The sequence below is a fragment of the Acinetobacter sp. IRS14 genome (assembly GCF_034650275.1).
GTDB classification, from domain to species: domain Bacteria; phylum Pseudomonadota; class Gammaproteobacteria; order Pseudomonadales; family Moraxellaceae; genus Acinetobacter; species Acinetobacter oleivorans.
Window position 1 is genome coordinate 147,115 of the sequence record NZ_JAOVFN010000002.1, and the last position, 15,118, is coordinate 162,232.

The 15,118-nt window shown below is 38.9% G+C and carries 13 protein-coding genes; 8 read left to right on the plus strand and 5 right to left on the minus strand.

From position 1 onward, the window contains the following. The first annotated feature begins 117 nt into the window (after nt 1–117). Nucleotides 118–672 carry a DUF2059 domain-containing protein gene (locus tag ODQ17_RS02930; RefSeq protein WP_322901642.1) on the plus strand — a complete coding sequence of 185 codons (555 nt, stop codon included), beginning with the start codon at nt 118–120 and terminating at the stop codon, nt 670–672. A 24-nt stretch (nt 673–696) separates the two neighbouring features. Here ODQ17_RS02930 and ODQ17_RS02935 read toward each other — a convergent pair whose 3' ends face one another. The 4 genes from ODQ17_RS02935 to tig form a co-directional block, all read right to left on the minus strand. Then, nucleotides 697–1,413, minus strand: coding sequence for a DUF2846 domain-containing protein (locus ODQ17_RS02935; protein WP_198307484.1), 717 nt, complete (start codon nt 1,411–1,413; stop codon nt 697–699). A gap of 154 nt (nt 1,414–1,567) precedes the next feature. Beyond that, nucleotides 1,568–2,881 (minus strand): ATP-dependent Clp protease ATP-binding subunit ClpX, encoded by a 1,314-nt coding sequence (gene clpX / locus ODQ17_RS02940; protein WP_005302193.1) that lies wholly within the window; start codon nt 2,879–2,881, stop codon nt 1,568–1,570. A gap of 105 nt (nt 2,882–2,986) precedes the next feature. After that, a complete protein-coding gene (gene clpP / locus ODQ17_RS02945; RefSeq protein WP_003654845.1) occupies nt 2,987–3,592 on the minus strand; it encodes an ATP-dependent Clp endopeptidase proteolytic subunit ClpP in 606 nt (201 codons plus the stop codon). A gap of 192 nt (nt 3,593–3,784) precedes the next feature. Continuing rightward, the gene (tig, locus tag ODQ17_RS02950; RefSeq protein WP_004794757.1) at nt 3,785–5,119 is read right to left on the minus strand and encodes a trigger factor; all 1,335 of its coding nucleotides are present in this window, start codon (nt 5,117–5,119) and stop codon (nt 3,785–3,787) included. Nucleotides 5,120–5,533: 414 nt separating this feature from the next. Between tig and ODQ17_RS02955 the strand changes: the two genes are divergently transcribed. The 7 genes from ODQ17_RS02955 (at nt 5,534) to rdgB (ending at nt 13,976) form a co-directional block, all read left to right on the plus strand. Beyond that, nucleotides 5,534–7,807 carry a TonB-dependent receptor gene (locus ODQ17_RS02955; RefSeq protein WP_322901644.1) on the plus strand — a complete coding sequence of 758 codons (2,274 nt, stop codon included), beginning with the start codon at nt 5,534–5,536 and terminating at the stop codon, nt 7,805–7,807. 107 nt (nt 7,808–7,914) lie between these two features. After that, nucleotides 7,915–8,598, plus strand: coding sequence for a Fe2+-dependent dioxygenase (locus ODQ17_RS02960; protein WP_199944983.1), 684 nt, complete (start codon nt 7,915–7,917; stop codon nt 8,596–8,598). 458 nt (nt 8,599–9,056) lie between these two features. Continuing rightward, nucleotides 9,057–10,754: a 2-isopropylmalate synthase gene (leuA, locus tag ODQ17_RS02965; RefSeq protein WP_013198991.1), complete on the plus strand. Its 1,698-nt coding sequence runs from the start codon at nt 9,057–9,059 to the stop codon at nt 10,752–10,754. Between the two features lie 83 nt (nt 10,755–10,837). Continuing rightward, complete coding sequence (gene metX, locus ODQ17_RS02970; protein ID WP_049837917.1) at nt 10,838–11,998, plus strand: homoserine O-succinyltransferase MetX; 1,161 nt, start codon at nt 10,838–10,840, stop codon at nt 11,996–11,998. After that, nucleotides 11,998–12,591: a methionine biosynthesis protein MetW gene (metW, locus tag ODQ17_RS02975; RefSeq protein WP_001217230.1), complete on the plus strand. Its 594-nt coding sequence runs from the start codon at nt 11,998–12,000 to the stop codon at nt 12,589–12,591. The genes metX and metW overlap by 1 nt, the downstream gene beginning before the upstream one ends. Continuing rightward, nucleotides 12,588–13,175: a tetratricopeptide repeat protein gene (locus tag ODQ17_RS02980; protein ID WP_013198993.1), complete on the plus strand. Its 588-nt coding sequence runs from the start codon at nt 12,588–12,590 to the stop codon at nt 13,173–13,175. The genes metW and ODQ17_RS02980 overlap by 4 nt, the downstream gene beginning before the upstream one ends. A gap of 174 nt (nt 13,176–13,349) precedes the next feature. Next, nucleotides 13,350–13,976, plus strand: coding sequence for an RdgB/HAM1 family non-canonical purine NTP pyrophosphatase (rdgB, locus tag ODQ17_RS02985; RefSeq protein WP_013198994.1), 627 nt, complete (start codon nt 13,350–13,352; stop codon nt 13,974–13,976). Nucleotides 13,977–14,165: 189 nt separating this feature from the next. Here rdgB and ODQ17_RS02990 read toward each other — a convergent pair whose 3' ends face one another. Then, entirely contained in the window at nt 14,166–15,041 is an 876-nt protein-coding gene (locus tag ODQ17_RS02990) for an AEC family transporter (RefSeq protein ID WP_151766724.1), read from the minus strand. Between the last annotated feature and the right edge of the window lie 77 nt (nt 15,042–15,118).

The window sequence follows — 15,118 nt, forward strand, 5'->3', positions numbered from 1 at the left end:
CTTTTTTTTGCATTCTTTTTTTATTTTAAAATCTGAAAAGAATTGTAACAATTACTTCTTCAATCTGTGCTATTAATAAATGCACTCTCTCGCCATATATTGAATATAGGTCATTTCATGACTATTCGCCCTATTCTTAAAAATCTTTCAATCAGTCTCTGCTTAAGCTGTATTACAACAAGCTTATTTGCTTCTCCTGCCAAATTAAGTTCAGTCAAAGAACTCATGCAAATGAGCCAAATTGATTACCTACTTAAAGAATCAATTAATGAATTAACGCCTTACTATAATCAACAGGCAGAACAGATCGTTAGTAATATCACGGGTATCAAAACTTTAGGTCCAAAAGAAAAAGAGGCCGCGAAGAAGTTAGGTTCTCTTCTAAAAGATTCGAGCAATCAGCTCATTAGCAACCCAAAAACCGCTCAAGCTTTACAGGATATTTACCTAAAGACTTATACTGAAGAGGAAGTTCAGGCTAATCTGAAATTTTTAAAAACTCCCGAAGGCCAATCAATTACACGTAAAAATGTGCAAATTATGGGACAAATTTCAGAATATATGATGGAGTTAGGACAACAGACCTTTAATGACCCTAAAGCAAGGGATCATATGCAAGAAGAGATGCTTAAAATTCTTGCCCCACTCATGAAAGATAAAGAAAAGCCTTAACTTTTCTTTATCTTTTGTAGGCCCTTACCAAGTTAAAGGATTCCATAATTTAAATGGCTTAATCAGATGTACATCTGATTTTTCATCATATTTGGCTGGCTTTAATTCCTGTGGTTTATGACGGATCTTTCCTGAAGCATCTTCAGCCACAAAGTTGTAGCTAGAAGATTTAAGCTCAGTAAATGCTATCTCTCTACGTCCAATATTGTCTTGCATTAACATAAATGGGCCAGTGTGTTCGCCACGGTCCATTTTGTTCTCTTCATCATATTTCAAATAATAAGACGTTCCCGCCTCAACATTGATATCAATATATTTCGGTTCTTGAAAATGAATACCCAATAAAGGACGGCTCGCAGAAAGACGATAAGTTCCTGCCGGCAATTCAATCCAGTAATAATGATTATGTAATAGACTCGGAATGCGCTTGCCATTCACAAAGAGATTTATCGCCGCAATTTCCTGACGATTCCATTTCGTGTCTGGTCGGTAAAGATAAACAACAGCAGCTTGTTGATTTTGTGGTTTGACTGGAACAAAAGTCTGACCCAATTTTTGATTAACCCAACCACCTACAGCAAAACCACCCACATGATATTGATCAAATAAACCAGGTTCTTTTTCAACATCAACTTTAGGTAAGGTTGCAGTCAATTCACCCGTATTTTTTTCTAAATGAGATGAACTTTGACAGCCCACAAACAGTCCGGCACAGCACAAAGATACGATTAAATAACGCATGGCATCCCTCAAAGCGTTTTGTTTTTGATTTATTTTTTACAACGCAAAACTATGCGTATTTTGTATTTTTAAGATTAACACCACGCACATAAATTGAAAACAAAAAAAGCATGAATCACTCGCGCGATTCATGCTTTTTAGATGAATGAAATCTCTATGCAGACTTCGAATCAATAACCTTTAAATCTGCCTTAGCAACACTTTCATGCGTTGCAGCTTCTTTAGGTTGACGCTCTGCTTTATAAACAGGTTCTGCTTCACCATTAATGACTGCTTCATTAATAATGACTGTCCCAACATCAGTACGACTTGGTAAATCATACATGGTTTCAAGCAGCACGTTCTCCATAATAGAACGTAAACCACGTGCACCAGTATTGCGTTCAAGTGCTTTCTTCGCGATAGCACGCAATGCAGAATCTTCAAAGATCAGATCAACATTTTCCATAGTGAAAAGATATTGATACTGGCGAGTTAATGCATTTTTTGGCTCAGTCAAAATTTGCATTAATGCTTCTTCATCCAACTCTTCAAGTGTCGCAATCACTGGTAAACGACCAATGAATTCTGGAATTAAACCAAATTTCACTAAGTCGGTTGGTTCAACCTGACGGAACAATTCAGCAAGTTTTTTGGTTTCATCTTTGTTTTTAACATCAGCTGTAAAACCAATACCGCCTTTCTCTTGACGCTGCTGTACAATTTTTTCCAAACCAGAAAATGCACCACCACAAATAAACAAGATATTCGAAGTGTCAATTTGGATAAACTCTTGCTGCGGATGCTTACGTCCACCTTGCGGAGGAATAGAAGCCACTGTACCTTCAATCATTTTTAACAATGCTTGTTGTACACCTTCACCAGAAACATCACGAGTAATTGACGGGTTTTCAGATTTACGAGTAATCTTGTCAATCTCGTCAATATAGATAATGCCCTTCTGAGCTTTCTCTACATCGTAGTCTGCTTTTTGCAAAAGCTTTTGTACAATATTTTCAACATCTTCGCCGACATAACCAGCTTCGGTTAATGTCGTTGCATCTGCCATTGCAAATGGAACGTCTAAAAGGCGAGCCAATGTTTGCGCAAGTAAAGTTTTACCCGAACCTGTAGGTCCAATTAATAGAATATTACTTTTAGCAATTTCTACTTCTTTAGACACATGGCCATTATGACCAACTTTTAGGCGTTTATAATGGTTATAAACCGCAACAGATAATGTCTTTTTGGCAAGATCTTGACCAATTACATATTGATCAAGCGCAGCACGTATTTCATGTGGTTTTGGCAATGCCTTACTCGCCCAGTCCCCTGCTTCAACCTGTTGGCTGGTTTGTACAAGGTCTAAGCAGACATCCACACACTCATTACAAATATATGCGTCCTCACCTGCAATCAGTTTCCCGACTTCAGACTGCGTTTTACCGCAAAATGAACAATGTTTTTGTCCTTGAGGATGTTCGGACATATTCACTCCACAAATAGAATCTTAAATATTAGGGCAAGATGCACTGCATAAATAACTAAATGGAGATCTTTTTCAACATCTCAAGTTATTTATATAATAAGGTCCTTATGGACGCTTACTTAACACCTGATCAACCAAACCATATTCTTTAGCAGACTGTGCTGTCATAAAGTTATCACGGTCAGTATCACGAGCAACAGTTTCGTAGTCTTGACCACTATGCTCTGCCATTAAGCGGTTTAAACGTTCTTTAATAAATAGAATTTCACGCGCATGAATTTCAATATCCGATGCTTGACCGCGGAAACCACCTAATGGTTGGTGAATCATGACACGGGCATTTTCTAGACAATAGCGTTTGCCTTTAGCACCAGCATTTAATAAGAATGCACCCATTGAAGCAGCTTGACCCATACAATATGTGACGACATCAGGTTTAATAAACTGCATCGTGTCATAAATAGCCATGCCCGCTGTCACAGATCCACCTGGAGAGTTGATATAAAGGTGGATATCTTTATCAGGGTTTTCAGCTTCTAAAAACAACATTTGGGCAACAATTAGATTTGCCATGTTGTCTTCAACTTCACCTGTTAAAAAAATGACGCGCTCACGTAAAAGTCGTGAATAAATATCAAAAGAACGTTCGCCGCGAGAAGATTGTTCAACCACAACAGGAACTAAAGCATTTTCAATTGTTGGAACATACATACGTTATTTATTCCTAAATTTTTTGTGACTTAACCTATGGCAACAATATGCGGGATAATTTCTCAAATTGCAAAAGGTTCGCACTGAAATATTATATTATTTATACCTAAGTACTTAATGTCGCACTCAAATTGACCACATAAAGAAAAACAAAAAAGGCGCCTAAGCGCCTTTTTCTAACTTCTAAAAAGATTAGCCCATACGGCGAGCTTGTTGTTCTTTCAATAAGTCATCATAAGATACAGCTTTGTCAGTCACTTTAGCACCAGCTAAGATGTGATCAACAACTTGATCTTCTAATACAACTGCTTCGATTTGAGCACGTTGTTGAGCATCATTTTTGAAGTATTCAATCACTTCAGTTGGATCTTCGTAAGAAGAAGCCATGTCGTCGATGTAAGCATCAACGCGAGCTTGGTCAACTTCAAGTTTAGCATCAGCTAAAACTTTGCTTACCAATACGCCAAGCTTAACAGAACGCTCTGCTTGTTCTTTGAACAATTCGTCAGGAAGCATGCTCTTGTCAAAAGATTGCGCGCCTGCACCACCAAATTGTTGAGTGAATTGTTGAACCATTTGTTGACGTTGGCGGTCAATTTCTTGAGCAACCATTGCAGTTGGAACTTCAACTTCGTTCGCAGCAACAAGTGCATCAAAAGCAGCTTGTTTAACTTGGTTACGTAAACCATTGCGAACTTCACGTTCCATATTCTTACGAACGTCAGCTTTTAATTTCTCAACGCCCTCTTCTTCAGTTACACCGAAGATTTTCAAGAATTCTGCATCAATTTCTGGAAGTTTTGATTTTTCAACTTGCTTCACAGTGATTTTGAACTGAGCTGCTTTACCAGCCAAGTTTTCAGCTTGGTAGTCTTCTGGGAAAGTAACATCAATTACTTTCTCTTCACCAGCTTTCATACCAACGATGCCGTCTTCAAAGCCAGGAATCATACGACCTGAACCTAATACGAGTTTAAAGTCTTCAGCAGAACCGCCTTCAAACTTTTCACCGTCGATAGTGCCTTCAAAGTCAAAAGTCACTTGCATGTCTTTTTTCGCCATGCCCTTGGTAACAGCCCAAGTTTGACGTTGTTTTTGCAAGTTTTCGATCATAGCATCAACGTCAGCATCTTTAATTTCAGCTGTTTTACGTTCAACTTCTAAACCGTCGAATGCTTGTACTGCAACTTCTGGATAAACTTCTACAGTCGCTTCAAAAACTAAAGCATCTTCTTTATGTTCAACTTTATCAATGTTCGGCATACCTACCGCATTGATTTTTTCTTGTTGAATTGCTTCAAAAACGCTATCACGAATGATGTCATTTACAACTTCTTGATAAATGCCTGCACCATATTCGCGGCGAACAACGTTTTCAGGTACTTTACCTGGACGGAAGCCGTTGATCTTCACAGTTTTGGCAGTGCGTTTCAAACGAGCTTCAAATTGCTCGTTAATACGGCTCGTCGGTACAGACACATTTAAACGACGGGCAACGCCCGAAACCGCTTCAGTCGTTACTTGCATGGCTTCCTCGATAAAAATTAGTGAGTAGGAACAGTTTTTTTAAAAGTGCTGTATTATATGACAACTTTCAAGATATACAAAATTAACCGATCACTTCATTTAAGTTAGCCTCGTTATTGTCGTAAATTTCACAGTAATTTTATGATTCTTTAAATATTTTTCATAAGACCTTAAGTGAAACTAATTTTTTAGTTATTCTTCATAAATCTAAAATTACAATCAAAATCTAAATTTAATCGCTTTTACAAACAATTACTAAGAATCAGTAGATTAGCTAAATAAATATACAATTCACCATTCAATCATTCACTTTTTCTTCATAATTCAATTGGCAAATCCAATTAACACAAACTGTACACATAAATAAGAATTATTATTATTCGCATAACCTTTTAGTTTTAGAGTCCTGAAGTCATGTCTTTGATTAGAACACGTAAAAAAATTGTTTCTTCTGCGATTGCTTCTTCGTTATCAATGATTGCAACAACAGTCATGGCACAAGAAGCAATTTCACAATTACCAACGATTCATACTCAGGCGACTCAAGAAGAATCTTTAAAAGTAGATCAGTCAGCCAACTCTAAACTAGTAGCTCCTCTTAAAGACACGCCAAAATCAGTCTCTATTCTTTCTCAAAAATTAATTAAAGATACAAACTCTAATACTCTACTCGAAGCTTTACGCTATGAACCTGGTATTACGTTAGGTGCAGGTGAAGGTGGTACGCCGTTTACAGATATGCCCTACATCCGTGGTTATAGTGCTCAATCATCTGTCTACGTTGATGGTGTTCGTAATTCTACTTCTCAAAATCGCGATATGTTTGCCATCGAACAAGTTGAAGTCATTAAAGGCTCTTCTTCTGCTCTCGGCGGCGGCGGCGGTGTAGGCGGAAGTATTAATTTAATCCCTAAAGTTGCTCATGAAGGTGACGTTTACCAAGGTAGCGTTCAAGGTGGTACTGACAACTATCGTCATATCCAACTCGATGCAAACAAAGACTTTGGTAACGGAGTCGCTGGTCGTGTAGTGGTTATGGGCCATGAAAACGAAAAAGCTGGTACAAATAATGGTGCTGAATATGCTCGTGCCGGTATTGCATCAAGTCTTGCATTTGGCCTAGATACTGCAACTCGTGGAACACTGAGCTACTACTATTTACGTAGTAATGATGAACCAGATGCAGGTATTCCATTTCTTCCTGTTGGTGGAAAACCAATTGACGTAAAACAAGGCACATATTATGGATGGAAAGAGCGTGATTTTGATAAGCGTGAAAACCACATTGGTACATTTAAATTAGAGCAAGATCTTGCTGATGATTTAACTTTGTCAAATACGATGTCATATACAAAATCTAAATCAGATTACATCTATACAAACGCAGATGACTCAAAAGGTAATGTAACCAAAAATGGTACTATTGTTCGTCGTGCTTTAAGTCGTATTGTAGATACTGATGCATATAGTGACCAGCTTGCGTTAAAAGGGAAATTTAATACTGGCTCACTTAAGCACTCTTTCAATACAGGTGCTGAGTGGAGCTATCAAGAATCAAGCCAAGGTGTTTACACTTTTACAGATGGCTCTGGTACAACCTCAACTGTACACAATACAAGCTGCCCTGCGAGCAGTGCTCTTTCGAATGGTTGGTGTACATCAGTAAATAATCCAATGAATGGAGCATTTACCGATACTTTAGGTAGCATCACCAATCAATATACAACCCGCAGTCGTACTGTTTCTTTATATGCTTTAGATAGCATCGAATTTAACCCTCAATGGCTTTTAAATTTGGGCGTACGTTGGGATAAATTTGAAACTGAACGTAAATATAATAAAAACATTTATAAAACAGTGGGTGGAGCTAACGGCAATTATTCAAATGATGTAAGCATTGCAGCTGGTCAGAAATTTGAAAACGACAGTGATTATTTCTCTTATCAAGCTGGTCTAGTCTATAAACCAACTGAAAATGGCAGTGTCTATGCAAGCTTTGCAACTTCTGCTAACCCAGTTGGCGTAGACCAAGGTGACGGCGCAGATGCACTATCTACATCTTCGCAACAAGCAAATGATTTAGACCCAGAAAAAGCACGTACTTTCGAAATAGGTACAAAGTGGGACCTATTTAATAACCGTGCAAACTTAACTGCTGCAATCTTCCGCACAGAGAAGCAAAATACTCGCATCGCTATAGATGCCAACACTTCAACTAATGCTGGCGAAAGTAAAGTTGACGGATTTGAAGTTGGTTTCAACGGTAAAGTGACTGATAAGTGGGAAGTTTCAGCTGGTTATAGCTATTTAGACAGCGAACTTACAAAAGCGGCTTACAACGCAGTTGCTCAAGAAGGTAAACCATTACCATTTGTAGCTAAAAATAGCGCAACATTGTGGTCAACTTATAGAATCTTGCCTAAATTAACAGTTGGTGCAGGTGCTGAGTATCGTGACAAAGTGTTCACTAATACAAACACGGGTACAACGATGCTTGAAGATAAGTATTTACCAACCTATACCATTTACAATGCTATGGCTAAATACGACGTCAACAAGAACGTAAATTTACAGCTTAACATTAACAATATCTCTGATAAGCGCTACTTCACAAGTGCTCACCCTGCTCACTATGCGTTTGAAGGTGTTGGCCGTAATGCTGTTTTAGCGATTAACTTTAAGTACTAAGTTTAAATTCCATAATTTATTTATGGAATTAATTAAAGTTCATATAAAATAGCCTCATCACGAGGCTATTTTTACAAATGAAGTATCTATATTAAAAGGTGTTTGCTGTGATTCATCATATCCCTAATGTTTTAAGCAAAGAGCAAGTTGCTGAGTTTCGTAAACTCATGGAAGAAGCCAATTGGGTAGGTGGAAAAGTGACGGCTGGCACCTTATCTGCTTCTGTTAAAAGAAATCAGCAACTCTCTGAACAAGACCCGCTTACTCATCATTTGAGTGATATTGTCATCAAAGCAATTTGGCAAAATCCAGTGTTTCAGGCTGCGGCTCTACCCCACAAAATTATTCCACCACTTTTTAATCGTTATGATGAACATGAAAGCTTTGGTTTCCATGTGGACAACTCAATTCGTCTTATCCGTGGTACTTCTGAGCAGCTCCGCACCGATTTATCTTGTACGCTATTTTTAAGTGAACCTGATGAATATGAAGGCGGTGACCTTGTTATTGAAGACACTTATGGTTATCACGAAGTAAAATTACCCGCAGGTGATGTGGTGCTCTACCCGTCTACTAGCCTACATGAAGTCAGTAGTATTACTTCAGGTACTCGTTTTGCCTCTTTTTTCTGGGTTCAAAGTTTGGTGCGCGACGATAGTAAACGTCATCTTTTATTTAACTTAGATGAAAGTATTAGAGAATTACGTAAAACACACGGCGATAACTATCCAGAAGTCATGAAGCTCACCAATATTTATCATAATTTAATTCGAATGTGGTCAGAGCTATAACTACATTTATTTTTGCCTTATTGAGGTCATATAATTTCTTTTACCTCAATATAGCAAAAATATGAAAATTATTTTCTCATAAACATAAAACTGCGCAAAATTAGAAAATTATTTTCTAATTTCTGAGATTAAAATTACGATAAGATTTTTGCACAAGGTGTAATCATTGTTTAGATGTGATATATCTAAATATCAAGATTACCAGCAAACCATCAAACTTATTATTTCACGGTCTAGAGATGAAAACGAATTACTTGTTTGCCCAGCCTACTCAAGCAAGACATCATCCGCAACTCCTGATGCTGCGCCAAGCGCGCGTATAAAAATTTTGTCTGCTTTCTAAAGCAGCACTTTGAAGTTCCCTTTAATTTTTCTGAATTAGATACCATATATTAAGTAGAGACGTTGCCTTTTAAATATATCCAGAGCAACTGCGCTACGAGACAAGGAGTTTTCTCATGATGTTGGCTGACCCAAGCAAAAAATACCGCCGTATGTACCAACGAGTGGATTTACCAGATCGCCAATGGCCAAATAAAGAAATTACAAAAGCGCCAATCTGGATGAGTACTGATTTACGTGACGGTAACCAAGCAATTTTTGAACCGATGAACATGGAGCAAAAATTCAAAATGTTCAAAATGCTTGTAAAAATCGGTTTTAAACATATTGAAATCGGCTTCCCTTCTGCGTCTCAAATTGACTTCGATTTTACTCGCATGTTGATTGAAGAAAATCATATTCCTGATGACGTATACATTGAGGTTTTGGTTCAAGCACGTGATCATTTAATTGAACGTACTTTTGAATCTTTGGCAGGTGCTAAACGCGCAATTGTGCATATTTATAACTCTAACTCTCCGACCTTCCGTCAAAAGGTGTTGAATGTAGACGTTAATGGCGCAAAACAATTAGCAATTAATGCTGCTCAAAAAGTTAAAGAGTATGCGGCACAATATCCTCAAACTGACTGGATTTTCCAGTACAGCCCAGAGTGTTTCTCTGCAACTGAATTAGAAGTCGCTAAAGATGTCTGTGATGCCGTCACAGAAATTTGGGATGCACGTCCAGACCATAAAGTGATTTTAAACTTACCCGCGACTGTAGAAGTTTCTACACCAAATGTTTATGCAGACCAAATTGAATGGATGCATCGTAATTTGGCACGTCGTGATGGCGTGATCATTTCTGTTCATTGTCACAATGACCGCGGCTGTGGTATTGCTGCATCAGAACTTGCGATTATGGCGGGTGCTGACCGTGTTGAAGGTTGTGTGTTCGGTAATGGTGAACGTACAGGTAACGTTGACGTTGCAGCAATTGCATTGAACATGTACACCCAAGGCGTAGCGCCAGAGTTAGATTTCTCTAACATTAATGAAGTGATTGCAACGGTTGAAGAATGTACTGGTTTACCGGTACACCCTCGTCATCCATATGCAGGCGACTTGGTATTTACTGCATTCTCTGGTTCACATCAGGATGCAATCAAAAAAGGCTTTGAGTACCAGAAAAACGAAGAAATCTGGGATATGCCTTACTTGCCAATCGACCCGAAAGATTTGGGCCGCGACTATGACGCAGTTATTCGTGTAAATAGTCAGTCTGGTAAAGGCGGTATCGCTTACTTATTAGAAGCGAACTACAACGTTGTATTGCCTCGCCGTTTACAAATCGAATTCAGCCAAGTTGTTCAACAATATGCTGATGATAATGGTACAGAAATTAATGCAAAAGAAATCTGGACCTTGTTTAAAGACACTTATGTTGATGTGAAAAACCACCATTACACAGTCAAAAACTACAGATTATCTGATATTAATGGCACTCAGATTATCGAACTTGATGTTGATGTTGAAGGTGAAACACAACAACTTCGCGGTGAAGGTAATGGACCAATCTCTGCATTCTTAAATGCGCTTCAATTACCAATTGACGTATTGAACTATGAAGAACGTAGTATTAGTTCAGGTGCAAATGCGAAAGCATTAACCTTGATTGAACTTCAAGTCAAAGGTACAGGTAAAGGTTCATTTGGTGCGGGTGTTCATGACAATACAGTCACCTCATCGATTGAAGCAATTATTGCATGTACTAACCGTTTGATTGATCAAGGCGTTTTAAGTACAGATCAGGTTGTTGCCGCCGCTGTTTAATTTAAAAAAACTCTTTTGAAAGGATACCTAGCTTGGTATCCTTTCTTTTTATTCCTGAAAGATTTAAAAGGCGAAATGTTCCCGTGTCTTTTCCAGCTGATTCAGTGGGGTTAGTCACTCCGCAAAAGTTCCAATTTGAAGAACCATTACATCTTGAATGTGGGCGTGTTTTGCCACGTTTTGAATTAATGGTTGAAACTTACGGCACTTTAAATGCAGATAAATCAAATGCCATTTTAATCTGTCATGCTCTTTCCGGACATCATCATGCAGCGGGTTATCACCATGAAGATGATAAAAAAGCTGGATGGTGGGATAGCTGTATTGGCCCGGGTAAAGCAATCGACACAAATAAGTTTTTTGTAGTTTCGCTCAATAATATTGGTGGATGTAGCGGCTCAACTGGTCCAACGTCACCAAATCCTGAAAATGATAATCGCCCTTATGGACCGGATTTCCCGTTAGTAACGGTACGCGACTGGGTCAAAACTCAGGCCATGCTTTCTGACCTTTTAGGTGTAGATGCTTGGTATGCAGTTGTGGGTGGATCATTAGGAGGCATGCAAGCACTACAATGGTCAGTAGACTATCCTGACCGCTTACAAAAGTGTGTGATTATTGCCAGTGCACCAAAGCTTTCAGCACAAAATATTGCATTTAACGAGGTTGCACGTCAGTCGATCTTATCTGATCCAGACTTCCATCATGGTCGTTATTTAGAAAATGATAGCTACCCGAAACGTGGTCTGATTTTGGCTCGCATGGTCGGTCATATCACCTATCTTTCAGAAGAAGCCATGAAACAAAAATTTGGCCGTGATTTAAAATCTGGCAAATTTATGTATGGTTTTGATGTTGAGTTTCAAGTCGAAAGCTATCTTCGTTATCAGGGCGAACAGTTTAGCCGTAACTTTGATGCCAATACTTATCTCATCATGACCAAAGCTTTAGATTATTTTGACCCATCACGTGAATACAATCATTCGTTAACAGAAGCGATGGGTAAAACCAAATGTCAGTTCCTGATTGTCTCATTTACAACAGACTGGCGTTTTGCCCCTAGTCGCTCTCAAGAAATTGTAGATGCACTTATTACCAATCATAAGCCTGTAAGTTATCTCGATATTGATGCAGAACAAGGTCATGACTCGTTCTTATTCCCTATTCCACTGTATGTCAAAACCATGCGCGCTTTCTTAGGCGGTGAAGAACACTTAAAATCGACATCACTGGAGGCAAGTTAATGCGTATTGATCAACAACTGGCAGAAAAGTGGATTAAACCCGGCTCAAGCGTACTCGATTTAGGGTGTGGTGATGGTGAATTGCTCGCTCATATGAGCCAAAAGCATCAAATTCGTGCTTATGGTTTAGAAATTGATCAAGAAAAGATTGCAATTGCCGTCAGTCGCGGGTTAAATATTATTCAACAAGATTTGAATCTCGGTTTGAGCCGTTTTGCCGACCAGTCTTTTGACTATGTGGTTATGGCACAGGCTTTGCAAGCCGTAGATGCACCGGATGTTTTATTAAGAGACATGGTGCGTGTGGGTAAACAGGCAATTATTACTTTTCCGAACTTTGCGCATTGGAAGACTCGCTCTTTTCTTGCATTAAAAGGAATGATGCCTGTATCGGATGCTTTACCATATATGTGGTATAACACCCCCAATATTCATCTATGTACATTTAAAGATTTCGAAGCACTCTGTGCTGAAAATCAGATACAAATTATTAATCGACTCGCCGTCAATGGAAATCAGCAGGGAAGCCTGTTAAGCAAACATGTTCCTAATTTGTTTGGTGAAGTCGCTATTTATCGAGTGAGTGCACTATGAAAAAGACATTATTTAGCACACTATTTGCAGGACTGCTAAGTATGCAGGCTCATGCAGATTATATCGCCCAGCCACAATCGGTTGCGAGTCAGGCTGCACGCTTTTCAACAATGGGGGTTAATGACCTTCAGAAAGCTGCAAAAGCTGGTCAAGCAGGCGCGCAATTTTACCTTGGTACACACTACCAATATGGTAAAGATGTAGAAAAAGATGAGAAACAAGCTTTCGCATGGTTTAAAGCAGCAGCTGATCAAGGTTTATCACCAGCACAACTGAACGTGGGTCGTATGTACGCCGATGGTATTGGTGTTAGAAAAGATGAGTCAATGGCTCGTAAATACTTTGAAAAAGCAGCAAGCAATGGTGATAACCGTGCAAGCTACAACCTCGCGATGATGGAAGAGCAAAAGAAAAACTACGTAGGTGCTTACCAGTGGTATGAGCTTTCAACTCGTGATGGCATGCTCGATAATAAAGTGATTAGCCTATCTGAAGGTAAGAAAACTGCTCTAGCGGCGAACTTAACTCAAGAACAAATCCGTACAGCGCGTGACCGTGCAGACAAATGGATTCAAGCACAATAATAACGATTCACCCGTAAAAAACCTTACTCGACTAAAGCCACCTTGTATGCTCTACAAGGTGGCTTTAGTTTAGGTTGTCCCATTTTATATTCTATTTATTTCCCTCTATATCCCCTCTTAAAAAACACGTAACATAACTCACGTTCGATATTAGCTATAAAGTTTGGTTTTATTATGTCTACCCCACATTGGTTTGATCAGGGCAGTTTAGTTCTTGCCAGCAATAACAAAGGTAAAGTCGCTGAGTTTGAAAAACTTTTTGAACAGCTTAAGTTACCTGTAGAAATTATTCCTCAAGGCCGCCTTAATATTCCCGATGCAATTGAAGATGGCTTAAGCTTTATTGAAAATGCCATTATTAAAGCTCGTCATGCCTCTAAAATTTCAGGTAAACCTGCTATGGCTGACGACTCTGGCATTTGTGTTCCTGTTTTAGATGGTGCACCTGGCATTTACTCTGCACGCTATGCTGGAGAACACGGTGACGATGCAGCGAACAATGCCAAATTATTAAATGATCTTTTGCCATTTCGTAAAAATGGTGAAGTGATTGAAGGCATGTTTGTGTGTGTACTTGCTTTAGTAACGCATGCTGAAGATCCTTTGCCACAAATTTTCCAAGGCATCTGGCACGGCGAAATTTTAGAAGCTGCACGTGGTGAAAATGGCTTTGGTTATGACCCACTGTTCTGGTTACCTGAGCTACAAGTTTCTAGCGCTGAACTTTCTAAAGAAGACAAGAATAAGATTAGTCATCGTGGACAAGCGATGCAGTTATTTAGAGAAAGTTTGCAGAAGTAAAACTTTAAAGCCATTTGCTATCGTGCTAGGCGACATGGATGTCGCCCGTCGAACTGCGACATCACGGATGTGTCGTCAGTTCGACAAATGGTTTTGTTACTTTTGACGAAACAAAAGTAAAGTATTGCTTACATACACAAAATAAGCATATAACCACTATTCAAAGGCTGCCTAATCTAATCATCTTACTTAGAAATAAAGATGCAAGAACACAGCATAAATCGCAATACATACACAACTCACAATCGTCCCTGAGGCGATATAAGCCGCAGATCTTCCTGTTCCTTGATAATGTGTTTCTAGCGCTACAATATTGGCTGCTGGTGGCAAACAGAACATTAAAAACATGACTCCAATTTGCTGACTTATATTTGGAATCGGTAGAAATCTATAAGTTAAGCCACAAAGAATAAGTCCACACACCACTTTAAATGCTTGAGCTTTGGTGCTGTAGATTAAGTCTTTTAAATGCACTCGAGTACGACGTAACCACATTCCCAATACACACATTCCAGCAAATGTCATTGCGAACTTGGCAACCTCATATACCCAATGTATGGCAGGATGCTCGATATGTTGAGCACCTAACAACCTGAGCACAAGCGCGCAAAAGATTGAAATACAAGGTGGAGAAGTTAAAACCTTTTTTAATATGCTGAGCTTACTTTGTGGTGCAGTAGTGACTGCCGTAACCGCCCATGCATTTCCAAAAAGAGACATACCAATATATAGCGCAACAATTGGAGCCGTAGCATCCGGGCCAAATAAAGCCATGGCAAAAGGAAAACCGAGCCAACCCATGTTGGTATAGCTCACGCAAAGCGCTAATAATCTGTCTTTAAATAAAGCTAAATAAGCAAAGAAAATAAGAAATGCTGAACCGAAGCTAAAGAGCATCAAACTCAAACTACCCGGCTGATAAAATACCATGTTGTAAATAATCACAACTGGAATCAGTAAGCGGGCAAGCCAAGCTGAAAGAACAGGTTTTATCGTTTCTGAAAGAGAAGTCTGAGCAAGTAAAAGTCCAGTGATAAACGCCAATATTGGCAATAATAACGCCACGTTTTCTCCTCTCACCCATCAAAATCAGTTTGTTATGCTACACCTTTTCAAAGTAAAATGTACTCTCCATTTCAAGT